Annotated in this window: 26 protein-coding genes; 14 read left to right on the forward strand and 12 right to left on the reverse strand. The window is 64.1% G+C overall.

Annotated features, from left to right (window positions below):
* Positions 1-7: 7 nt before the first annotated feature.
* Positions 8-1,279, reverse strand: a complete 1,272-nt coding sequence (locus tag L2D01_13490) for a phage tail tube protein (protein WBQ09885.1) — start codon at positions 1,277-1,279, stop codon at positions 8-10.
* Positions 1,280-1,519: 240 nt separating this feature from the next.
* On the opposite strand from L2D01_13490, the gene L2D01_13495 reads away from it, so the two are divergent.
* Positions 1,520-2,065, forward strand: coding sequence for a hypothetical protein (locus L2D01_13495; GenBank protein WBQ09886.1), 546 nt, complete (start codon positions 1,520-1,522; stop codon positions 2,063-2,065).
* Between the two features lie 175 nt (positions 2,066-2,240).
* Here the strand turns inward: L2D01_13495 and L2D01_13500 are convergent, their stop codons facing one another.
* Positions 2,241-2,675 (reverse strand): hypothetical protein, encoded by a 435-nt coding sequence (locus L2D01_13500; protein ID WBQ09887.1) that lies wholly within the window; start codon positions 2,673-2,675, stop codon positions 2,241-2,243.
* Positions 2,676-2,791: 116 nt separating this feature from the next.
* Between L2D01_13500 and L2D01_13505 the strand changes: the two genes are divergently transcribed.
* Positions 2,792-3,910, forward strand: coding sequence for a Fic family protein (locus L2D01_13505; protein WBQ09888.1), 1,119 nt, complete (start codon positions 2,792-2,794; stop codon positions 3,908-3,910).
* Here L2D01_13505 and L2D01_13510 read toward each other — a convergent pair.
* Together L2D01_13510 and L2D01_13515 are read right to left on the reverse strand one after the other, a co-directional pair.
* Positions 3,871-4,551, reverse strand: a complete 681-nt coding sequence (locus L2D01_13510; protein ID WBQ09889.1) for a DUF6441 family protein — start codon at positions 4,549-4,551, stop codon at positions 3,871-3,873. The two genes, L2D01_13505 and L2D01_13510, sit on opposite strands and share 40 nt — an antisense overlap.
* Complete coding sequence (locus L2D01_13515; GenBank protein WBQ09890.1) at positions 4,548-4,862, reverse strand: hypothetical protein; 315 nt, start codon at positions 4,860-4,862, stop codon at positions 4,548-4,550. The genes L2D01_13510 and L2D01_13515 overlap by 4 nt, the downstream gene beginning before the upstream one ends.
* 56 nt (positions 4,863-4,918) lie before the next feature.
* On the opposite strand from L2D01_13515, the gene L2D01_13520 reads away from it, so the two are divergent.
* Both L2D01_13520 and L2D01_13525 read left to right on the forward strand, forming a co-directional pair.
* Positions 4,919-5,299 (forward strand): DUF2384 domain-containing protein, encoded by a 381-nt coding sequence (locus L2D01_13520; protein WBQ09891.1) that lies wholly within the window; start codon positions 4,919-4,921, stop codon positions 5,297-5,299.
* The gene (locus L2D01_13525) at positions 5,259-6,035 is read left to right on the forward strand and encodes an RES family NAD+ phosphorylase (GenBank protein ID WBQ09892.1); all 777 of its coding nucleotides are present in this window, start codon (positions 5,259-5,261) and stop codon (positions 6,033-6,035) included. Before L2D01_13520 ends, L2D01_13525 begins: the two co-directional genes overlap by 41 nt.
* Positions 6,036-6,045: 10 nt before the next feature.
* Here L2D01_13525 and L2D01_13530 read toward each other — a convergent pair whose 3' ends face one another.
* Genes L2D01_13530 through L2D01_13550 form a run of 5 tightly spaced genes read right to left on the reverse strand, consistent with a single transcriptional unit; the run spans position 6,046 to position 10,178 of the window.
* On the reverse strand, positions 6,046-7,059 hold the full coding sequence (locus tag L2D01_13530; GenBank protein WBQ09893.1) for a major capsid protein: 1,014 nt from the start codon (positions 7,057-7,059) through the stop codon (positions 6,046-6,048).
* A gap of 42 nt (positions 7,060-7,101) precedes the next feature.
* Positions 7,102-7,473 carry a head decoration protein gene (locus L2D01_13535; protein WBQ09894.1) on the reverse strand — a complete coding sequence of 124 codons (372 nt, stop codon included), beginning with the start codon at positions 7,471-7,473 and terminating at the stop codon, positions 7,102-7,104.
* A 4-nt stretch (positions 7,474-7,477) separates the two neighbouring features.
* Positions 7,478-8,476, reverse strand: a complete 999-nt coding sequence (locus L2D01_13540) for a Clp protease ClpP (protein WBQ09895.1) — start codon at positions 8,474-8,476, stop codon at positions 7,478-7,480.
* A 4-nt stretch (positions 8,477-8,480) separates the two neighbouring features.
* Positions 8,481-9,959 carry a phage portal protein gene (locus L2D01_13545; protein WBQ09896.1) on the reverse strand — a complete coding sequence of 493 codons (1,479 nt, stop codon included), beginning with the start codon at positions 9,957-9,959 and terminating at the stop codon, positions 8,481-8,483.
* Positions 9,960-9,962: 3 nt separating this feature from the next.
* Complete coding sequence (locus L2D01_13550) at positions 9,963-10,178, reverse strand: hypothetical protein (protein WBQ09897.1); 216 nt, start codon at positions 10,176-10,178, stop codon at positions 9,963-9,965.
* A gap of 110 nt (positions 10,179-10,288) precedes the next feature.
* Here L2D01_13550 and L2D01_13555 point away from each other — a divergent pair, with 110 nt between their 5' ends.
* The 3 genes from L2D01_13555 to L2D01_13565 are packed head-to-tail and all read left to right on the forward strand — an operon-like array spanning position 10,289 to position 11,500.
* Entirely contained in the window at positions 10,289-10,573 is a 285-nt protein-coding gene (locus tag L2D01_13555; GenBank protein WBQ09898.1) for a type II toxin-antitoxin system RelE/ParE family toxin, read from the forward strand.
* A complete protein-coding gene (locus tag L2D01_13560) occupies positions 10,570-10,860 on the forward strand; it encodes a helix-turn-helix domain-containing protein (protein ID WBQ09899.1) in 291 nt (96 codons plus the stop codon). Before L2D01_13555 ends, L2D01_13560 begins: the two co-directional genes overlap by 4 nt.
* A gap of 34 nt (positions 10,861-10,894) precedes the next feature.
* On the forward strand, positions 10,895-11,500 hold the full coding sequence (locus tag L2D01_13565) for a plasmid pRiA4b ORF-3 family protein (protein WBQ09900.1): 606 nt from the start codon (positions 10,895-10,897) through the stop codon (positions 11,498-11,500).
* Positions 11,501-11,695: 195 nt separating this feature from the next.
* Here the strand turns inward: L2D01_13565 and L2D01_13570 are convergent, their stop codons facing one another.
* Positions 11,696-13,690, reverse strand: a complete 1,995-nt coding sequence (locus tag L2D01_13570) for a phage terminase large subunit family protein (GenBank protein WBQ09901.1) — start codon at positions 13,688-13,690, stop codon at positions 11,696-11,698.
* Complete coding sequence (locus L2D01_13575; GenBank protein WBQ09902.1) at positions 13,638-14,222, reverse strand: elements of external origin; 585 nt, start codon at positions 14,220-14,222, stop codon at positions 13,638-13,640. The genes L2D01_13570 and L2D01_13575 overlap by 53 nt, the downstream gene beginning before the upstream one ends.
* Before the next feature lie 99 nt (positions 14,223-14,321).
* Here L2D01_13575 and L2D01_13580 point away from each other — a divergent pair, with 99 nt between their 5' ends.
* The 7 genes from L2D01_13580 (at position 14,322) to L2D01_13610 (ending at position 19,533) form a co-directional block, all read left to right on the forward strand.
* Positions 14,322-14,543: a hypothetical protein gene (locus tag L2D01_13580; protein ID WBQ09903.1), complete on the forward strand. Its 222-nt coding sequence runs from the start codon at positions 14,322-14,324 to the stop codon at positions 14,541-14,543.
* Positions 14,540-14,704, forward strand: coding sequence for a hypothetical protein (locus L2D01_13585; GenBank protein ID WBQ09904.1), 165 nt, complete (start codon positions 14,540-14,542; stop codon positions 14,702-14,704). Before L2D01_13580 ends, L2D01_13585 begins: the two co-directional genes overlap by 4 nt.
* Positions 14,701-14,880 carry a hypothetical protein gene (locus tag L2D01_13590; protein ID WBQ09905.1) on the forward strand — a complete coding sequence of 60 codons (180 nt, stop codon included), beginning with the start codon at positions 14,701-14,703 and terminating at the stop codon, positions 14,878-14,880. The genes L2D01_13585 and L2D01_13590 overlap by 4 nt, the downstream gene beginning before the upstream one ends.
* A gap of 144 nt (positions 14,881-15,024) precedes the next feature.
* Positions 15,025-15,549 (forward strand): DUF3489 domain-containing protein, encoded by a 525-nt coding sequence (locus tag L2D01_13595; GenBank protein ID WBQ09906.1) that lies wholly within the window; start codon positions 15,025-15,027, stop codon positions 15,547-15,549.
* A gap of 27 nt (positions 15,550-15,576) precedes the next feature.
* Entirely contained in the window at positions 15,577-15,795 is a 219-nt protein-coding gene (locus tag L2D01_13600) for an AlpA family phage regulatory protein (GenBank protein WBQ11652.1), read from the forward strand.
* 322 nt (positions 15,796-16,117) lie between these two features.
* Positions 16,118-18,670, forward strand: a complete 2,553-nt coding sequence (locus L2D01_13605) for a tetratricopeptide repeat protein (protein ID WBQ09907.1) — start codon at positions 16,118-16,120, stop codon at positions 18,668-18,670.
* Between the two features lie 75 nt (positions 18,671-18,745).
* Positions 18,746-19,533, forward strand: a protein-coding gene (locus tag L2D01_13610; protein WBQ09908.1) for an IS5 family transposase whose coding sequence is annotated in 2 segments (ribosomal slippage) — positions 18,746-19,079 and positions 19,079-19,533 — 789 coding nt in all. Because the reading frame shifts where the segments join, the coding sequence is not laid out codon by codon here.
* A 35-nt stretch (positions 19,534-19,568) separates the two neighbouring features.
* On the opposite strand, the gene L2D01_13615 is transcribed toward L2D01_13610, so the two are convergent.
* Positions 19,569-20,891, reverse strand: a complete 1,323-nt coding sequence (locus L2D01_13615) for a site-specific DNA-methyltransferase (protein ID WBQ09909.1) — start codon at positions 20,889-20,891, stop codon at positions 19,569-19,571.
* Positions 20,892-21,080 lie beyond the last annotated feature (189 nt).

A 21,080-nucleotide genomic window follows, 5' to 3' on the forward strand; every position in this document is an offset into this window, starting at 1 on the left:
TGCATCCTCATGCGTAGCTGGTGACATCGTTCAGGAGATGGGCGCGCAGCATCGTGTCCTCGTTGTCGTCGAAGGCGGCGCGCCAGTCGAAGCTCGCCTCGACCCCGCCGGGGCCGGAGACGGCGTATTTGGGTTTGGGCAGGAAGACGCGCGGCAGTTCGAACCGCAGCGCGTATCCGTCGGGAAAGCTGAACCCGTATTCGAGCGCGACAGGATCACCATTGGCGGCCTCGGCCACCAGCGTCGCGCCATCAAAGCGCACGGTCATCGAGCCTTCGGCAGACGCGAAAGTGGGATCGGCCGCCTCGATCCTGCCGTCCTCCCGGATCACCCGCACCCGTTCGAGATTGTTGGAGAAAGTGAGGCTGCCGCCAGTGACGCCTGCCAGCGGCTGGCCGGCGCGCCGGATGAACCCGCGACCTTGGGCAAACCGGCGCAGCGAGAAGGCATCAGGACTGGCGTCGACCGTCGCGGCGAAGGGCTCCTCGCCCTGCGCCACGAGCTGCAGGCGGGCGTTTGCCGGCCCCTCCTGGCCCATCTCGAAATTGAGGCTCTCCATCACCGTGCCGAGATGGCGGAAGAACACCGGCGTCATGAGCCTGGGGTGCCCGACCTCGATGGTGTAGCTCGGGATGTCGTCGGCGCCGCTCTCCCAGACATGCGCATAGCCGCCCCCGGTCAGCGTGGGACCCGATACGGCGCCGGCGGACGCAGCAAGCGTGAAGCTGTTGCCGGTCGGGCCTGCCGTATCGAACACGATCACCAGCGTCTGTGTACTGGTCGGCCGGGAATACGTGCATTTTGCGATCTCGCCATCGGCGGACGCATTGAGGTCGCTGACCAGCTGATCGAGGGTCTGGGTGATGGTCGCCTGGATCCCGGTCTCGTCGCCCGATGGCGTCCCGGAGACGAACGTCCAGGCCACCCCGTTCAGCGTGAGGGTCGCCCCGGGCGCCGGATTGGTGGCGAAGGCGATCGCGCCTGACGCCTTGACCGGCGTCGTCACGGGATCGCCGAACAGGCCGGTCAGCCAGAACCCGGTTCCGCGCAGATCGAGCGGTATCTCCAGCTGGCCCTCATCGGTGATCAGGCCGCGATAGGGATCCTGCGCGTTGCGCCCGCGCCCCAGGAGCGGGTCGTCTCCCAGCGGCTGGGCCGAGGACAGATCGGTGGATTTGAAGTCGAGGCTTCGATAGCCCGACACCGGCGCCGCGCCATAGCTTGTCTCGCGGCAAGCCTTCAGCGTGGCATCCGCGCCGTAAGCGCGCACCTTGGACATGGGATCACTCCTGTATGGGTTTATGAGCGCGTCCGATCTGGTCAGCCGCAGATGCGGCGTCGGCGGGGCGCTGATGTGGGATGTGGGCGACGTGGACGAAATCTATTTCGGCAGGGCGCGCAAGGGGAAGCGCGGTCGCGGCGCAACCGATAGCGCTCTTCCCAATGATACAACCTGTAACCTTTGATTAGTGCTGAACGTCGATACTGGCGGGAGTTCAACAGTGCGGAGGAATGTCCCATGCCGTTTCAGTTCATCACTGCCGGATTGATTGCGGCCGCCATGCTCGCCAGCCAGGCTGACGCCCACGGTTCAGATGAGGCCGGCACCCAAGCCATGAGGGCATATTCCGCTGCGAACTTGGGTGTTATTTCGTCCGCACGCGATGAGCGAGAAGAGCGTTTTGAGCGCGCGTTTCCATGGTTGCGCTCCATCATGGAAGAGTACACCGAACAGCGCCGCGCCGTTGGAATTTATGGAAAATGTTATCGCTTTGACTACAGCACGCTGGTTATTGTCGCTGTATCCGATCCGCAGTTTGTGACTGAATCCATGATCCTTTTTGGAGCCGCATACACACAATACATGAGTGACGTCACACAGGCCGTTTCTGACGTGCTGGCGGCGGGAGACTACAGCCAGCTCGAAATGGATTTGCTGCATCATCATATTCATTGGGTAGGGTTCGTGTACGGAATGGAGTTTGGGTCAAGCCGACAGCCCGCCCCGGATCAGTGCGCTTCGGCTGAACAGGTGCTGAGCGATTATGTAAGGGTGAACGACTAACCGAGGTTTGGGCGCGGCAGGCGAAAGGCCATCCTTGACCATGCGGCGGAGCCGGCCCTCAGCGCCGCCCGGGTCGCTGCCTCCTGCATCGCCATATCATCCATAAGCCCGGATGCATTGAGTTAAGCTATTTGCTGACTTCACTTTTTATTAGATCGCTGCAGGCTTATAGGGGTCAGGGCGAGAGCGGATCGCTCACCAGGTATTCGGCCATCACGCTCACGCGGGCGCTGAGAAAGGGCGCTGCCCCTTCAATCGCCAGCACGTTTGTCTCCGGCGCCGAAAGGTTGAGCATCTCGCACAGCCCGCCAAGCGAAGGATCGGGGCGCAGCGCGCTCGCGATGGCCGCTATGAGCTCGTCGAGCCCGGCCTCGCCTCCGCCCGTGGGCGGGCGCGGCACATAGGCTTCGATCTCCACACGGTGAGCATAATATTCCGTGCGCGGATTGAGGGTCACGTCCGGCTCGCCCGGCTCGCCATCGCGCACGATGACAAGACCTTGAGACGCGACCTTCTCGGGCAGCACCTCATTGCGCACCACCCTCGCCTCAAGCGTGACCAAGAGGGTCTGATACAGGGCGCTGAGGACGGATTCGCGGCGGCTGGTCATCCCGTGTCTCATGATCTGCAGCGAATGAAGCGATTTTCTCCGCACGTCATGCGGCAAAAATCTTGTCTTTATCCGCAGGAGGGCATAGCTTTCCCGGCAAATCCTGCGGAGAAATCATGTATATCTGGGAGCACACCACCTGGCCGGCATTCACGTGGGACGGCGCGCAACTGCTCGCCCGGCTGGGCGATGCCCGTCACAGGCAGGGCCGTTTCCTCGGCCAGATGAAGCGTCTCGGCTTTGATCTGCAGCTCGAGGCGGAGTTTCGTGCAACGGTCGAGGACGTGCTCAGGAGCAGCCAGATCGAAGGCGAGCTGCTTGACCTTTCCAGCGTCAGGTCCTCCGTTGCGCGCCGGCTTGGCCTTCCGCAAGGTGGCTCAGGGCCATCAGACCGGCGTGTTGAAGGCGTGGTCGAGATGATGCTCGACGCCATGCATAATCACCGCGCGCCTCTGACCAGCGAGCGCCTGTTTGGCTGGCATGGCGCTCTGTTCCCGACGGGCTATTCGGGGCTTCACAAGATTGTGGTCGGCGCGTGGCGCACCGATCATGACGGACCGATGCAGGTCGTCTCCGGCCCGCTCGGGCGCCAGAAGGTCCATTTTCAGGCGCCGCCTGCTGATCAGGTGGCGCAAGAGATGGAGCGCTTCCTGGCCTGGTTAAACGATACGCCGCCGATGGACGCACTGGTGCGCAGCGCCATTGCCCATCTGTGGTTCGTGACCATCCATCCCTTCGAGGATGGCAATGGCCGCATGGCCCGCGCCGTCGCCGATCTGGCCATCGCGCAGATGGAAGGATCCGGCCAGCGCTTCTACAGCATGTCAGCGCGCATCCAGCGTGAACGCGCGCGTTATTACGAGATGCTCGAGCGCACCCAGAAAGGCTCGCTGGACGTCACGCTCTGGCTGGCATGGTTTCTTGAGTGCTTTGGCAGAGCCATCGATGACGCCGAAGCCGACAGCACGGGGGTCCTGCGCAAGGCGGACTTCTGGCGGCGCGCCGCGCATGAGCCCCTTTCGGCCCGGCAGAAGGATGTCCTCAACCGCTTTCTTGACGGGTTTGAGGGCAATCTGACAGCCAGGAAATGGGCGTCCCTGGCAGGATGTTCGGTCGACACCGCACAGCGCGACATCAACGACCTTCTTGCCCGCAGCCTTCTCATCCGCAATCGCGGCGGCAGCAGGCGAACCAGCTATCGTCTGGCGGGGTTCGAGCCAGACGGCGCCGCCTGAAGGCCATCGCCCCAGCGGCGCACGGCAAGCTCGGCCAGACGGTCGCGCCAGCGCAGGGAAGCGCCGGCCACGTCCAGTCGCTTTCTCATGGTGACCTGGGGCACGAGGATGAAGATGGGCACGCTCACAAGACCGCGCCCGGATCGAAGTGCGCTAGCGCTGGCGGGCGCGAACCCGCCGCGCTGCCCCGTGCGTGCGCGCATCTGCGCCACCAGCAGCGAGGCGGCGGCGCGCCGGTAGACAAACCGCAGGCGCTGGCCGTGCCGGCGCTCCCACAGGCCCGGCGTGATCCGGCGCCCGCCATCGCCATAACGCCCCGCCGCCGCGGTGGGGATGGCCAGGAACACGCCTGACCGCGAGCGGATGACCACGCCGCGATCGTGCATCTGTATGATGCCCGGCGCCTTGGACCAGACCAGCCCCGCCGCGGTGATGCTGTCGCGCCCGTCGGGGAAGACGCGCGAGCGCCAGGTGCGAGCAAGGCGCGCGCCCAGACCAGCCTGAGTGATCTGGCTGCGCAGCTCGCCCTTGAGCCCCTCGCTCGCCTCGCTCACCGCCCGGCTCATGGCGGCCTCGGCCGCCGCGACCTCCTGCGCCATGACCCCGGCGACCGAGCCGATCGTGGAGAGCTCCAGCCTCATGGCGCACGCAAGGTCAGCGTCCAGGTCAGACGCTCACGGTCGCGCACCGGCTCGCCCTCGATGACATGGGACGCTCCATCAAGCACCACCATGTCGCCGGGGCGCGGGTTTGAAATCTCAGCCGCAAGTACGTCTATGCGGACACTCTCGGACCAGAGCCTGGCGTCCTCGAAATCCATGACAGCGTCCGCTCGCCGAGCGACAATTCTCACCGGCAAAGGCCCGCCGCCATCTGCGACATAGACGGCGTCATGCCCGATGCTCGGGTCGTCGAATAGCGCGCGCAGCGCTGAAGCGAAGACATCGGCCATTACGTCTTTCCTGAGAAAGCAATCAGTGTTATGTTTTCACGCAACGGGAGAGAGCCATGACACTTTCAGATCAGATCATTCACCAGTCCAAGGCTGGCGTCGTGCTCACCAAGGCGACCTGCCGAGCGGCAGACCGGCTCGGCCTATCAGGCCGCCAGCTGGCTGAGATAGTCGGCGTGTCAGAGGCGACCGTATCACGCTGGAAAAGGGGCGAAAGCGTGCTCGAGCCGGGAACGAAGCCCTTCGAGCTTTCAGCCCTTCTCGTCAGGGTCTTTCGGTCTCTCGACGCGATCACCGGAGGGGACGAGGCTGTCGCACGTCAATGGCTTGCAGCCCCTAATTCAGCGCTTGCGGCTCCTCCGGTCGAGCGCATGTTTCAGGTACAGGGGCTTGTCGATGTCACAACGTATCTGGACTCACGACGCGCTCCGCTCTGATGCCCAGCCCTACGAGGGCAAAGCATGGAGATTTGTTGAGGCTCAGCATCAGGTTTCGACCCTGAAGCTCGTTGATAGCCTCGATGAACAGAGAACGCTTGAGGACGTCCTCGAAGCGACCAAGCCTCCGCTGCCGGAAGAGTGCCGCCACCTCGACTACCTGCTTGCCACCCCGTTCCGCTACCGCCCCTACCCGGTCGGTTCGAGATTCCGTCGAGCAGGATTGACGCCGGGCGTCTGGTATGGAGCCGAGCACCCAGAGACCGCGGCAGCTGAGATGGTCTTCTACCGCTTCTTATTCTACGCAGAGAGCCCGCAGACCCCGTTCCCCGATGATGCGGCCGAGTACACTGCGTTCTCGGCAAAAGTGGCGACGGGCGTTGCGCTGGACCTGACGACTGGAGACCTTGGCGCAAACCATTACGCCTGGACCCATCTCACAGATTACGAGCCTTGTCAGGCACTGGCAGATGGCGCGCGAGAAATTGACGCCGGACTCATACGTTATGCCTCCGTGCGCGACCCTGCGGGCAGGGCAAACCTTGCGGTGCTCACCTGCCGCGCCTTCACCGCTCCACAGCCGCTTGAACGGCAGACCTGGCGCATCCGGATTGGCCAGACAGGCTCACAGGCCGTGCGTGAGCACCCAAAACTTGGTCTTGAGTTCGCCAAAGATGGCTTTGCGCCCGACCCACGTCTTCAAGGCATGATCTGGAAGCGTCCCCGCGCACGGTGACGCACCGATATTAAGTGCGCCTTGCGCTGCGCAGGACCTGCGGGCGCGTGCAGATGGGCAGAGGATTGCTCTCGATCTCGAGGCGCACCCACTCGTCGCGGTCACGGTCAGGGATCATGCGCGCATAGAGAGGCAGACCCAGCGTGTTGACCGTCTCGAACGTGTCGGCGGGCGCATAATAGATCTCGAACAGGCCCTCGACGCCTTCGGGATAGATGTAGGCCTTGTCGGTGGGCACGCCGAACCCCAGCCCGCCGCGATAGCGCCGGAACGAGATGCCCCCGAAGCTGACCTCCTCGCCCACACGGCCCCTGAGATCGGCGGCCGCGGCCGTGTTGAGATAGGTCTCGCGCACCTCCTTGTGAGCGACCAGATCGGCAAAGAAGGCCGAGCCGCACTCGGCCCGCAGCTGGACCTGTCCCGACGCAAGGCCGCCAAGCGTGTCCTCGACGCTCTCGATCATCGCCTGACAGCGCTTGCGCAGGGCGCCCGAGGCGGGCGTCGCATTATCGAGATCGAAGTCGACCTCGGCTGCCGGGGTGATGGCGAACTCGGTGTAGTAGTTGATTACCGTGGCGCCGTCGCGCGGATCCTTGACGACGCCCTGGATGCCGTTGAACAGGTGGAACTCGAACGTGGCCTCGGCGTCGTTGCGCAGCCGGCCGAGCTTGCGCGCCACTTCCGTCTGCACCTGCTGGACCGCGCTCTCGGAGCCGAACTCGCGGATCGCCTGGATCTCGGAGGCCCACAGCACGTCCTGCTTCTTGAACTGGCGGCACACGAACGCGCGCATCTCGCGCCGTTCGGGGATCTGGCTCTCATAGGCCGAGCCGCGCTCGGAGAACGGGATCAGCGAGAGCGTGCCGTCGCGGCTCTCGATCATGACGGTGCGCGTGCGCACCCCGCGCGATCCGAACAGGCCAGAGCCTGACAGGATGGCGGGCTTGAACGGGATGTTCTCGAGCGCGCGGGTGAGCTCGATGATGGAGAAGGCATCGCCTTCGAAGATGTCCATGGTGGCCATGCGCCAACCTCCTGTATGTCAGAAAAATCGATGCGCCGCGGCTCAGCGCACAAGGATGCCAATGGCTGCGAGCGCCGTGGTGGCGGTGGTGGTCTGGCCTTCGGTGATGGCGTCGGGCCAGATGATCTCGTGGCGGTTGACGATCGCGGGGCCGCGCACCAGCACCACCCCAGGAGCGTCGCTGTCTGTGGCGTCGGCATCACCCCACAGGATCGCGGCCGCGTTCTGGCTGCCGTTGGACGCGGCCGGAGCCAGAATGGTGTATTTGCCGCCGGAGGTGATCCTGCCGAGCACCGTGCCCGGCTCGAGCCTGCCTGCGCCCGAGGCGATGGTGACGGTCTCGCGCGTGTAGTCGCGCAGCACCTCCCAGACAAGAAAACCGCCGGTATGGCGTCCTTCAGTGAGGGTAGTCATGGGGTCATCCTTTCAGCTTGAAAGTGGAGGCGAGGATCTCGCTCCAGGGGCGCGCGGACGGGGATGGTCCAGGCTGGGGGTGATGGGCGGTGATCTCGGGCGAGGCCTCTGCCTTGAGGGCCAGGAGCCGGGCGCGCACCGCCTCGAGGCTGACATCCTCTTCGAGGAACCGCCCCGCCATCTGCGGCTGGCCGGCGAGCTGGCACAGATCGATCACCGCGCGCGCATGGGCCACGCCCTGCGCGCGGATGGCGCCAGTGTCCGGCCCGGTGTCGGGAGCCGGATCGGGGTCGGGAGCAGGACCCGACTCAGGGCCACTCCCAGTGTCAGCGCCTTCGGCCTCGGCGCCAGGGTCTTGATGGTCCTGATCGGCCTGCGCAGCGGGCGGCTCCTCAGCCTCTGGCGCAGTGACCGCCTCGACCAGCTCTGGCGGCGCGTTGCGGAATCTTGCGATATCGAACCTCGCGGCCATGCGCACCGGGTCAGCAAGGCGCGTGGCAAGCCCGGCGGCGAGCGCCTCGCCCGCATCAAACCAGGTCTCGGCCGACATCAGCGCCGCCATCTCGTCCTCAGGCCGGCCCGTGCGGCCCGCATAGCCGCGCACCAGGGTCGTCTTGATCCTGTCGAGCGCCTCGGCCATGGCGCGCATGTCGCCCGCCGTGCCCGCCACCAGACCGGACGGATCATGGATCATGAGAAAGGCATTCGCGGGCATGACGATCTCGTCGCCCGCCATCGCCACATAGGAGGCCGCCGAGGCCGCGATGCCATCGATCCAGACCGTCACCGCCCCGGTATGGCGGCGCAGGGCGTTATGGATCGCGACCGCGTCGAACACCGAGCCGCCCGGGCTGTTGAGCCGCAGATCGATCGGCGCGCCTTCGGGCGCCGCGCCAAGCTCGGCGAGGAAGCCCTTGGCAGACACCCCGAAGGCGCCGATCTCGTCATAGATGGTGATCTGCACGCCGGTCGCCCGGGCGCATATCTCATACCAGCCTGGCATGGTGTTACTCCTGATCGCTGCTGGAAGCCGGCTGGGGACGCCCGGCCGGGGTGGCGCGCGCGCCCTGGGTCTCGCCGGGACTTGCGCGATAGCTCAGCCCGAGAGCCTGAGCGCGTGCGGCGTCGGCCGCGTTCTCGCGGTCGACCTCCTCGATGTCGTAGCCGGTACCCTCCACCACCTTGCGCCGTGAGGTGATGCCCGCCTCCATGGCGAGCACCTGAGCCTGAATGTCCTTGAGCGGATCGACCCAGTCCCATCGCGGCGCGATCCACTGGACGGCGCGAGCGCCCACCGGATCATCAAGCTCGAGCGCGCCTGCAAGCTGCGCGCTCTCCAGCCAGCGCAGCCACACAGGCCGGCACAGCTGATAGGCGATGACGCCATGCTGGAGCTGCTGGACGCGCCGGCGGAACTCCACGAGCTCGGCGCGCAGGGATGAGTAGTTGGCCTGGCGCACATCGCCGGTGACCAGATGATAGGGCAGGCCCAGCGATGCCGAGACCGCCAGAAGCGTTCGGTACTGGAACGCCTCATAGCCCCCGCCCACATCGGCGGGACTTGAGAACTTCACGTCCTCGCCCGGCAGGAGGACCTGCATGGTGCCAGGCTCGAGGCTCGCGATCGCGCCGCCATCAGGATCGGCCTGACCTTCCCCCATGATCGCTTCTTCAGGCGCGGTCTTGGTGATGAACCCCGCAAACATCGCCGCGGTCTTCTTGCGATCGAGTTCGGCGTCGTCGTACTGGTCGAGCAGGAACAGGCGCACCATGGCCGGCGCCACATGGGGCAGACCCCTGATCTGACCCGCATCGATGGGCCGGTAGATGTGCAGCACCTCTTCAGCAGGAACCCGCACCGTCTCGGGTATGGCCACACGCTGATCGGTGCTGTCGCCGGGATGGCGCCGGCGGAAGTGATAGGCCACGCGCCTGCCGATCGCATCGAACTCGATCCCGCACCGGATGCGGTTGCCGTTGGGCGCCGTTTGCGTCTTCTCGAACGGCAACATCTCCGACTGCAGAAGCTGGAGCTGAAGCGGCACGAGCAGCCCATCCCCGGCCCGGCGCGGGCGCAGGCGCACAAAGCACTCGCCCGCCACGAACATCTCGCGCGCGACCAAGGCCTGCAGGCCATAGAAATCGGTCAGCCCGTCAGCGTCAGCCTCATCGGTCCAGGCCAGCCACAGCTTCTGGACCTGCTCGCGCACGCGCGCATCCGCGATCAGCGAGGAGGGCTTGATGCCATCCCCGATGAGGTTGGAGGCGAACGCCTCGCAGGCATTGGCGGCATAGCCGCTGGTGACCGACAGCTCGCGCGCCCGCGCCAGAAGCCGCGGGCCCCCTGACGCGACGAGAGCGTTGATGTTCTCAAGCGGCGGGTTCCAGCCGCGCAGGCGCCGCCTCGCCATCGCGCCCTCGAGCCGCGCGCGCACGCCCGCCGGCCCGCCAGAGCCCCGGCGGGTGAACCGTTCCAGCAGTCCCATGGATCACAGACCCTTCGAGGTGGTCACACGCACCTGGCGCACGATGGCGCGGCCCTCGCCAGCGGCGATCTCGCGCTCAAGCGCCTCGATGGCCCGATCGATCTCGGCAAGGCTTCGATAGTCCACCGTGCGCCCGTCATAGCTCACCCGCGCCACGCCAGAGGAACGCTGCGCCAGCAGCGCCTCACGCCGCGCGCGAAGTTCGGATAGCGCGGTCAAGGCGGTCTCCTATATGTCATTGACTTATGCGTCAGAGGCGCACATAACGGCGCATGCCTATCGTCACAGTGGTCGAAACGCCCGAATTCACGCGCCGTGCGCGCTCTGTCATGAGCGAACACGAGCGCGCGGCGCTGATCGACTACGTTGCCCGCAATCCCAATGCTGGCGTTGCGATAGGCGGAGGCGTTCGCAAGTTCCGGTTTGCCCGGGAGGGAGGCGGAAAGAGCAACGGGTATCGCGTGATCCACTTCTACAGGCAGGATCCGCACTTGCCGATTTTCCTGATCACGGTCTTTGCTAAAAACGAGAAAGCCAACCTGACCCGTGGCGAGGCGGCCAAAGTCACAGCGCTCGGCGAGATGCTTGCAGCCACATACAGGAGACGACCATGAACGAGGCATTCAGGAGTATCGAGCAGGGGCTCAACCAGGCGATCGCCCACGCAAAGGGAGAGGGCGCGGCCAGCATCCATGAGATCGAACTGGACCGGCCCGACGTCAAAGCGATCCGGGCGCGCACCGGTCTGTCCCAGGCAGACTTTGCAAGGAGCATAGGCGTCAAGAAAGCCACGCTCCTCAACTGGGAGCATCGGCGGCGCAGCCCCGATGGTCCAGCCCGCGTTCTGCTGGCGCTTATCGAGCGGGACCCGAGGATCGTGCAGCGCATGCTGGCCAGCTAACGCTCTTTAACAGAGCTACCAGGGACGTCGCACCATGAGCCAGATCGCGCGCATCCTGATCGAACTTCAAGACATCGAGCCCCTGATCTGGCGGCGCATCCAGGCGCCCGTCACCATGAACCTGCGCGCCCTGCATCAGGTCATACAGGCGCTGATGGGCTGGGAGGACAGGCATCTTTACGAGTATCGCATCGGCGAGAAGATTTATGGCGAACCGCCGCCCCCAGACCTGAGCTGGGGGCGCTCGGTCATGCAGGCCAAGGGCTTGCGGCTATCGGCGTTGATCGATCGAGGCATCTCGACCCTCACCTATGTCTATGATTTCGGCGATGACTGGCGCCACACACTGACGATCGAGGACGTCCTGCCAGCCGAGCCGGGTGTCGATTATCCGCGCCTCGTCGATGGTGAGCGCGCCGCGCCGCCCGAAGACTGCGGCGGCATGCCGGGGTATTTCGAGTTCGTGCACGCCATCAATGATCGCTCCCACCCTCAACACAAGGAGCTCAAGGCCTGGTATGGCGAGCCCTATGACCCGGCCGACATGGGATTGGAGATCATTAACGATCGCTTGAAATCCATCATAGAGCGTCGCAAAGTCTCTCTCGAGGCGTTCCACAAGAGCCAGCGCACGCGCTGAGCCATAAAACACGCAACGCCTCCGGTGGTGGGAGACGTTCATGTGGAAACGAATATCGGCTGCCCTTCTAAGGGTCCTGGCCCATGCCAGATGTGACGACGCGGCGCTGCACGAGATGATGCTGGCACCTGCACGCGACAACCAGCTGGCTGGAGCACCTGCACAAGCGAGCCTGAACGCCATGCGCAGGGCGGCCTAGTCCATATAGCTCGACCGCACAGTTCTGCGCCGAGCGCTCGATCGCGCCGCCAGCGCCTGCGTCCCCGGCGCGCCCGCATCGAGGCTGGCGGGCGTCTTCACACCGAGCAGATCCTCCATCTCGCGCCAGCGCGCCTCGGGCCAGCGGTCCGCGCCGGCGATCCAGGCTGCCGCGCGCGCATAGACCCGGCAGTCGAGCGCCTCGTTGCGCTCGCGCAGCTTCTGCCATTCGAGCCTGGAGAACCCGCGCCTTGTGCGTACCGTGACCAGCTGCTCGGCGGTGAACTGCTTGAGCCATTCGCCGTCCGCCCATGCTGGCAGATGCACCGTTCCCGCCGGGAACGAAGCGCCCGCGTCGATCTCTTCGGGCGTTGGGCGATCCTGACGCAGGAACCGGTAGGTCTCGGCCTTGAACGTCGAGGTCGCCACCGTCCACAGGCGCGCCCCGCGGCGAAGGCGCTTGCCTGCGATGGTGGCGTCCACATAGGTCGGGCCCGTCACAGGGCTTGAGCGGTTGAACCCTTCCAGTCCCTTCACGGGTGCGACCTGCGAGAACCCTACAGCCCGCGCCCAGCCATAGACGGCGCTGGTGTCGAACCCTGTATCGATGGCGAACCGGGCAAGGTTGAGGTGCTGGCCGTTCTCATGCTCCCATGTGCGCCCGAGAAGGTCCGTCAGCTTTTTCCAGCAGGCGGCATCGCCCGGCCCGCCCTCGATGACGATGTGATCGATGAGCCAGCTCTCCAGCCCGCGACCCCAGGCCCAGACATCAACCTCGATGCGGTCCTTCTGCACATCGGCCCCGGCGGTCAGGAACAGACCGCCTGACGGCACGACGCCAGCTTTCCAGCTCTCGCGCCGCTCAGCCAGTCGCTGCCAGTCAGGCGCTTCACCGGTTTCCATCCAGGTCTCGCCAAGGATCGTGTTGCGGAACGCCTTGATGGCCTCATCAGAGCCCTGAGCGGCTTCCCAGCTGCGCGCGATCTGCTCCCAGCTGAGCCACCCCACCGGCGAATAGAGCGCCGACAGGTGATAGCCCACCGTGCCGGGATCAACTGACGTGGCGGTCGCACGCCATTCGCCCGCCTCCAGCATCGCCGTCTTGTGATGCTCGGCGATAGGCTGCTCGCAGCCCTCGCAGTTGTAGGCGGCCGTCTCGGGCCGGCCCCTGTCCCAGCGCAGCCGCTCGAACTTCAGCCACTGCTCATGGCCGCAGTGCGGGCACGCCACGTGATAGCGCCTCTGGTCGCTCGCCTCGTACTCGCGCTCGATGCGGCTGAGGCCCCGGATCGTCGGCGTCGAGACCAGGAACACCTTGCGCCGGTGGGCGAATGTCAGCGAGCGCGCTTCGGCCAGCGTGACCGGATCGCCTTCCTCGTCGGCCGAGCCCGGATAGGCGTCCACCTCATCAAGGAAGATGTATCGCGCCGGCGTCGAGCGCAGGCCAACGGCGGAGTTCGCCCCCGTCATGATCAGGATGCCGCCCGCGAACTCCTTGGACAGCATGGTGTTGCCCGCGTCGCGCGAGCGTGCAGGCTTGACCCGTTCGCGAAGCTGCGGGCTCTCCTCGATCAGCGGGTCGATGCGCTGGCGCGAGTTGCGCTTGGCGAGCTCCACTGTCGGCTGGACCGCCAGCATCGGGCCTGGCGCCTGATGGATCGCAAACCCGATCCAGTTATTGCCTGCTTCTGTCGCGCCCACCTGAGCCGCCTTCATGAACACCACGCGCTGGGCCGGGCTCGAGGGCGAGAGCGCATCCATGATCTCGCGCATGTAGGGCGTGCGCGCCGTGCGGTACCGGCCCGGTTCCGCCGAAGCGCGCGACGAGAGCCAGCGATGCCGGTCGGCCCACTGGGAAACCGTAAGATCGGGATCGGGACGTATCGCGCGCGACCAGGCGCGCAACAGATCCTCAGCCCCGTCAAAGCCGATGACGTCCTCACCCAAACTCAGCGCGGATCTCGGCAAGGCTTTCGAGCTGGGCGCGGACATGGACCTGGAGAACCTTCTGCATCAGCGCCGTCTCCACCTCGATCCCCTCTCCAAGAGCCGCCGTGAGCTCCGCGGCCATCAATGCCGCCGCGCGCGCCGGCCAGTTGACCCACGCATCGCGTTCCTCGCGCGCCAGGCGGAACACAAGCGCGCTGGCGCGACCGCGTTCGATCAGCTCGCCTTTGAGCATCTGAAGCCGGATGCGGCGCTCCTGCGCTTTCAGCACCTCGTTGGCTGTCCGGGCCTGCAGGAATGTGGTGGCGCCGCCAGCAGCCGGGCTGGGCAACCCCTCTTCGCGCAGGGTGTCACCGACCGCAGTGACGGCCGCTTCGGGGACGGGTTTCAGCTCGGGCGCCGGTGACTTTCTGGTTCTGGAGGGGTCGGTCATCCCGGCGCGGCGCACATCACTGGCGGGCGCGTCGATGGAGCCGTCAGACAGCAGCACCAGCCGCCCGGCGGCCTTGGCCTTCTGGATCGCGCCGCGCGAAAGCCCCGCATGGGCGGCGTACTGGCGCTCGCTCATCCCCTGCATGGCGTGCTCCGATTATTGTTCCAGAACAGGTGCTTATTGAGTTGATAAGCGGCGCGGACAGAGCCTGTATGGGGTCACCAGCACACACGGGAGACCGCCATGACCCAGACCCATGACACGCCCAGAGCCATCGACGCCTTCATCGCCAGAAAGGCCGAGATCGACGCCATGCTCGCCCGGCTCACGAGCCTGAGCGACGAGCACTTCAACGCCAGCCCCGACCAGATCAACTGGGGCCATGTGGGAACCCTCGCGCACTACGCCGAGCTCCTGACGCGCGTCACCGACGCGGCGTTCAGCGAAGGCGAGTGCGCCCCATGAGCCGGGTGTTCGCCTATGACCGCATCGAGATCTGGCGCAGCCTTGAGCCATGGGGCGAGACCTTCTGGGTCTATGGCTGCACGCTCAGCGGCGATCCCATGACTGCGCCAAGCCTCGACATGGCGCTGGCCATCGCCGCCGCACACGGGGGCGCATCATGAGCGCGCAAACGAACATGCCTTGGGCGGTCTATCGCTGCGACCGCCTGACACGCGGCGCCACCCCTCAGAACGAGCAAGTGATCAGCGGGCATCTGACCTCGCTGGACGCCATGCACGAAGCCAACCGGCTGAAGCGCGCTGACAGGGCGCACAGCTATGTCGTGGGGCCTGCGTGATGCGCGCCAGATCACCGGGGCGCGTCATGCCGGTCCTGATCGCGCACGCCTGAACGCTCACGTCTCACGCCTCTCGCCCGCCATGGCGGGCTTAGGGTCGTAGAAGGGCGCACATCCCGCGCGCCCCGATCACGGAGACGACCCATGACCCAGCTTTCCAACATTCAGACCCTGATCCTCAAGGCCGCCGCGGAGCGTGAAGCCCGCATCGCCCTGCCGCTGCCCGACACCCTGCGCGGCGGAGCAGCCGCCAGGGTGGTCGGCGCGATGCTCGCTAAGGGCCTCCTCGAAGAGGTCGATGCCGACATGCACAAGAACGATCCCGTCTGGCGCGAGACCGGCGACGGGCATGGCGTCACGCTGATCGCCACCGACGCAGGCCTTGGCGCCATCGGCATCAAGCCGGAGGCGACGACGGGCGCGCCCACCGAAGCTGACGCCGCGCCCAAGCCGCGCACGCCGCGCGTGGGCACCAAGCAGGAGATGCTGATCGCCATGCTCCGCGCACCAGAGGGAGCGACCATCGAGGAGATCGTCGCCGCGACCGGATGGCAATCGCACACTGTGCGCGGGGCGATGTCCGGGGCGCTGAAGAAGAAGCTCGGGCTCGAGGTGACCTCGGAAAAGGTCGAGGGGCGTGGGCGGGTCTACGCCATCTGCGCGGAGTAACAGGCCATGGCCACACATATCCTTCGCATGCGTGAAGTCCTCAATCGCACAGGTGTCAGCAGAAGCACCATCTATGTCCTGATGGGCAGGGGCGACTTCCCGCCGCCGCTCCGTCTCGGGCCTCAATCAATAGGCTGGCGTGACAGCGACATAGAAGAATGGATCGCAAGTCGGCCAGTCTCACCCAGGGGCGGAGAGGCTCGCCGGCGTCGGGCGCGCCATCGGATTGAGCACCAGGAAGTATAATAACGGCACCCGCTGCTCCGCGAGGGGCGGCGGGTTATCGTTGCGAGTGGCAGATCGGTATCCTCTCGAACACCCGGCGCAGGGCGTATCAGCAGTGGAGGACAATGGTCGCAATCCTGTTGTCCCCAAACACGCTGAGCCAGTCGTCAAACGCCAACCATTTCCAGACTGCTGGCAAAGATTGAGATTGATCAAGGCCAAGAGGCACCGAGAAGCCCTATACACGTTGATTTTTCAAATTCGGCTGGAAGCCTGCGTGTCACAAATCTCGAATTGACTCGACGCATCACCTTCAGCCTACTTTGCGAAGGGGGATATGGGTATGGACGTATCCGGGCTCTGGCTCTGGTTGGCTCCTAGGGTTGATCCGCTGGTGCAAGCCGCCGCGGCAACGATCGTAGCGTTCGCCCTTGGCTTCGTCGCCTTCATCATCTTTCGCTTCTTCGGAGGCCGGTTTCTGGAGCAAATTGTCGTTCCAGCGGCGCGGTCCGTCGATGGATTGCTAAATCGCATAGCTCCTCGGACGGGCATCCAGCTTGAACATTTCTGGATGCGCTGGGGCGTATACTGGCTTGTTTTTATCGGACTGGCGGGAGTCGGCACCCTTGCCCCCACGCCGCTTGGTCTGGTGGCTGTCTTGGCTGCGCTGATCGCCATACTCGCCATCTACCGTCAATGGGAGCATGACGAAACAGAGCGGCGCATGCTGGAAGATGCAGGCGACACCATTCCTTTCCGAAATGACTACCGCAACGAGCTTCTGATCAGCCTGGTCGTCATGATGGGCTTTTTCGCGTTGGGATTTGCCAGGCTCGAGGAGCTTTACCCACTCTATGCCGGCGATCCGCATCTGCCCTTAGCTTCAACGGCAATGTTCATATGGGGCGAGTTTCTGAAAGCCGTCCCGCTGGTCGATGCCGCGGAGATTTATGGCTGGAGGAACATCAGCGGCCTTGAAGCGTCAGGTGGTGTCGGCCGGTCTGCCACCTTTATCCTCAGGGTTGTATTCGATCTGGTCATCATCGCTGCCCTTATTCGTATGGTAGACATTATCCGGCGGATCACCAGCGGGCTTGACCTGCGCCAGATTGAGCGTGACTTGGCGACAGGCGACATCGCCTCGATCAATGCAGCCATTGCAAGGCTTGAAGAACTCGCCCTTCGAGGGCGCACGAACGCTTTACGGGCGCTGACCGATATCGCTCTGGCTCGCAGGAGCGACGAGCGGTTAACAGACTTGGACCTGCGCGAGCGAGCAGCAATTGCCCTATTGGCTGTAACCGATCGGCGCGGCGACATCGCTATCGGTTTTGTTGTAATCGAAAGCCTTCATGCGCTTGACAGTCTCCGGAACCGCAGTGTGAGCCCCGCAGAATGGGCCATGACAAAGAAAAATCTGGGCAATGCACTTCGAGTGCTTGGCTCGATGGCGGGGGACCCTAGTCGGCTTGAGGCAGCAATAGAGGCGTTAAATAGCGCATTGGATTATTATTCCCATGAGCCTGATTTGACGACATGGGCCATTACAAAATCAGGCCTCGGCAACGCGCTTCAGGAGCTTGGCAAGATAAGAGGCGATCAATCCATGCTAGAGAACGCCGTTCAAGCTTATTCCAGCGCACTTGATGTCCTTACGCGAGAGACACACCCGACGGACTGGGCAGCGACGCAGATCAATATGGGATTGGCCCTGCAGGGACTTGGATGGATAACTGGCAACCCGGAGCTACTGGAAGATGCCGCTCATGCTTACCGCAATGCTTTGGAAGTTTACACGAGGCAGACCAACCTGGTCGGATGGGCTACGACGCAGAACAATTTGGGTCTGGTGCTCCTTTCATTAGGCCGGATGGTCGGCAAGATCGCTAGGGTGGAGGAAGCAGTAGAGGCTCATTGTAGCGTTCTCGAAGTGTATTCTCGTGAGTCAAACCCTGCTGGTTGGGCGATCACGCAGCACCATATAGGTAACGCCCTTGCAGGTCTGGGCGAAATGACTGGGCACCCAGCGCCATTGGAAAAGGCTATAATAGCCTATAAACTGGCTTTGGAAGTACGCACCCGTGCAGCTAACCCTGCTGGCTGGGCAGCAACTCAAAATAATTTGGGTCTTGCGCTTGCGCTTTTGGGTGAGATGGTGACGGGAGTCACGCATTTGACGGCGGCCATTGAGGCATTCCGGTGCGCGCTGGCAGTTCGAACACGTGAGGCCAATGCGGCAAAGTGGGCGATGATCCAAGCTAACCTTGGAAATGTCCTTGTGGATCTTGGCACAGTCACGAGCGATGAGACTTACTTGTATGAGGCTGTTCAGGTATGTCGAAACGCCTTGGAGATTTTTACACTAGAAGAGATGCCAACGGACTGGGTTATGGCTCAAAACACACTGGCCCTTGCTTTGCGAAGCATTGGGGAAATGCATGAAGATCGCAATTTGGTTGAAAATGCAATTGAGATTTTAACAATAACCTCGACAGCTCCCATCGTGCTCAAAAATTCTATGCTTTTTGCGATGACGCAGACCAACCTTGGCCGCGCGTTGCAAATTCTGGGAGAAATGGCGGCTGATCCAACGCGCCTTCAAGCAGCAGCCAATGCCTACCGAAACGCCTTGAAAATCTACACGCCTGAGGCCAGTCCCGCACACTGGGGAATAGCACAGGAGAAGCTTGGCGATACGCTTGTGTCTCTCGGGCGGATGGCAAGAAGTCCAAGCCACCTTGCGGAAGCCAAGGCTGTATTTGAGGCGCTTGCAACCTTCCGGAAGGAGCGAGGCGAAGCCAAGAAAGCTCACGCAGCGCGAGAAAGGATCAGGGAAATCGAACGATTGTTGAGAGAGATGCCGACCGCAGCACCACCAAGTGCAGCATCTGACTGAAGGCACATCTAGGACCTGTTGACGAAGTGGATTCCCAACCCGCCCGAAGCGTGATTCAAGACTGGCTTTTGGGAGGTGGTCTTGGTTCGCGGTTTGATGACGGACGAGGAGTGGGCGTTCTTTGCGCCTTTCGTGGTGGCGACCGGAGGCAAGCGGGGCCGCCCGCCTTCTGATCATCGCCGCGTGCTGGACGGCGTGTTCTGGATCGCGCGCACCGGCGCGCCCTGGCGTGATCTTCACGACTATTTCGGTCCGTGGACGCGGGTCTACCGCCAGTTCCGCCGCTGGACGCTGTCAGGCGTGTGGGAGGTGATGTTGGAAGCGCTGGGCGAGAGCGGGGCCGTACCCGACAGTCTTCAAATGGTCGATTCCACTATCGTTCGCGCGCACCATCAGGCTGCGGGCGCTAAAGGGGGACTCAAAAACAGGGTTTTGGGCGCTCAAAAGGTGGCTTCACGACCAAAATACACCTTCGCACCAACGCTGAAGGGCTGCCCATAGCCGCTGAGATCACCGGCGGTGAAGTCTCCGACTACAAAGGTTATGAGGCGGTGATGGCCGCGCATGGCCCAGTCCCGCGCGTCCTGCTGGCCGACAAAGGCTATGACAGCGACAATATCCGAACATCGCTGGAAGCCGCCGGCGCCGTGCCGATGATCCCGGCGCGCCGAAACCGCAAGAACCCCGTCCAGATCGACGACTTCGTCTATGGGCTGAGAAACCGCATCGAGCGGTGCTTCAACAAGCTGCGCTGCTCACGCCGCCTCGCCACACGCTACGACAAGACCGCCGACAGCTATCTCGGCTTCATCCATCTCGCTTCAATCCGCCTGTGGTTCCGGTACTTTGTCAACAGCACCTAGTAGCGGCGCGTTGTGATAGCCGACGCGCGACTGTTTCATGCCGCATCCGCTTCGGATGCATTGTCGCCCAACCTCTCGGCTTTCACCTTGTCGAACGCCCGCCCGTCACCGTCCAGGATGGCCTTGCGTCCCGTATCCGCCTGCCAGCGTTCGACGGCGACATCGACATAGGCCGGGCTGATCTCCATCGCGAACACGCGCCGACCGTTGGCCTCACCGGCCATGATCTGTGAGCCTGAGCCGCAGAACGGCTCGTAGCAGAGCCCGCCGCGGGCCACGTGCTGGCGCATCGGGATCGCGAACGCATCGAGCGGTTTCGGGGTCGGGTGGTCCGGGCGGTCATCCTTGGCAAAGCTCGGCAGCGCCCATGTGGAGGCCAGCGTCTCCTCGGCGACCTTGGGCGGGCGCTTGCCCTTCACCCAGCCCATGAAGCACGGCTCGTGCTTCCAGAGGTAATGAGACCGGGTCAGGACGCCGCGGTCCTTCACCCAAATGATCTGCTGGTGAACGAACGCGCCGGCTTTTTCCCAGCACGCCTCCAGCATCGCCTGGCGGCGCGAGGCATGCCAGCAATACCAGGCTGCATCCTCGGTAATGGCTTCAGCCACAGCCGCGCCGATGAACCCGTCATAGAGCTCGGCGCCCTGCGAGCTGTCGTCCCAGGTCACGCCGTAGGACTGGCTCCAGTCCTTGTTGCGTGTGGGATGGTTCGAGCCGTCATAGTCCACGAGATAGGGCGGATCGGTTGCGAACAGGACGGCGCGCTCGCCATTCATCAGACGGCGGACATCGACGTGGTTTGTGCTGTCGCCGCACAGCAGGCGATGATCACCGAGGATCCACAGATCGCCCGTGCGCGAGGCCGGGTTGCGGGGAGGTTCGGGGATGGTCACCGGCGGCACGCAGCCGCCGCCACCGTCCTCACCTTCGCCCTGTGGCACGAAGGCCAGCAGCTTGTCCAGCTCCCCGTCGGAGAACCCGACCAGCGACAGGTCGAAATCCTCGGCCAGCAGCTCGTTCAGTTCCGCCGACAGCAGCGCCTCATCCCAGGTCCCGAGTTCGGTCAGCTTGTTGTCCGCGATCCGGTAAGCTCGCCGCTGCGCCTCGGTCAGATGACCGAGCACGATCACCGGCGCCTCGGTCAGCCCGAGCTGGGCAGCCGCCAGCACGCGGCCATGGCCCGCGATCAGCTCACCGTCCTCTCCCACGAGGCACGGCACGGTCCAGCCGAACTCGGCCATGCTGGCGGCGATCCTGGCGACCTGGTCGGCGCCATGGACCTTGGCGTTCCGGGCATAGGGCTGCAGGCGCGCAAGCGGCCAGTGCTCGATCCGCTCTGGCGCGAAGGCGAGGGTCATGACGCTGATCCTGTGAGCTGGCGGGGTGGATTCCGGCAGGTGGATTCCACTGGCTTCCCGGGTGGACTCCGGGTGGCTTCCGGAGTCCAGGGAGTCCACCCTGGAATCCACCTGCCATGTCACTGATTTATTGTAGGTTTTCAGGGTCCGGAGAGTGGACTCCAAAAGGGGTGGCTTCCCAAAAAAATC

The sequence above is a fragment of the Hyphomonadaceae bacterium ML37 genome, assembly GCA_027627685.1.
GTDB lineage: Bacteria > Pseudomonadota > Alphaproteobacteria > Caulobacterales > Maricaulaceae > Oceanicaulis.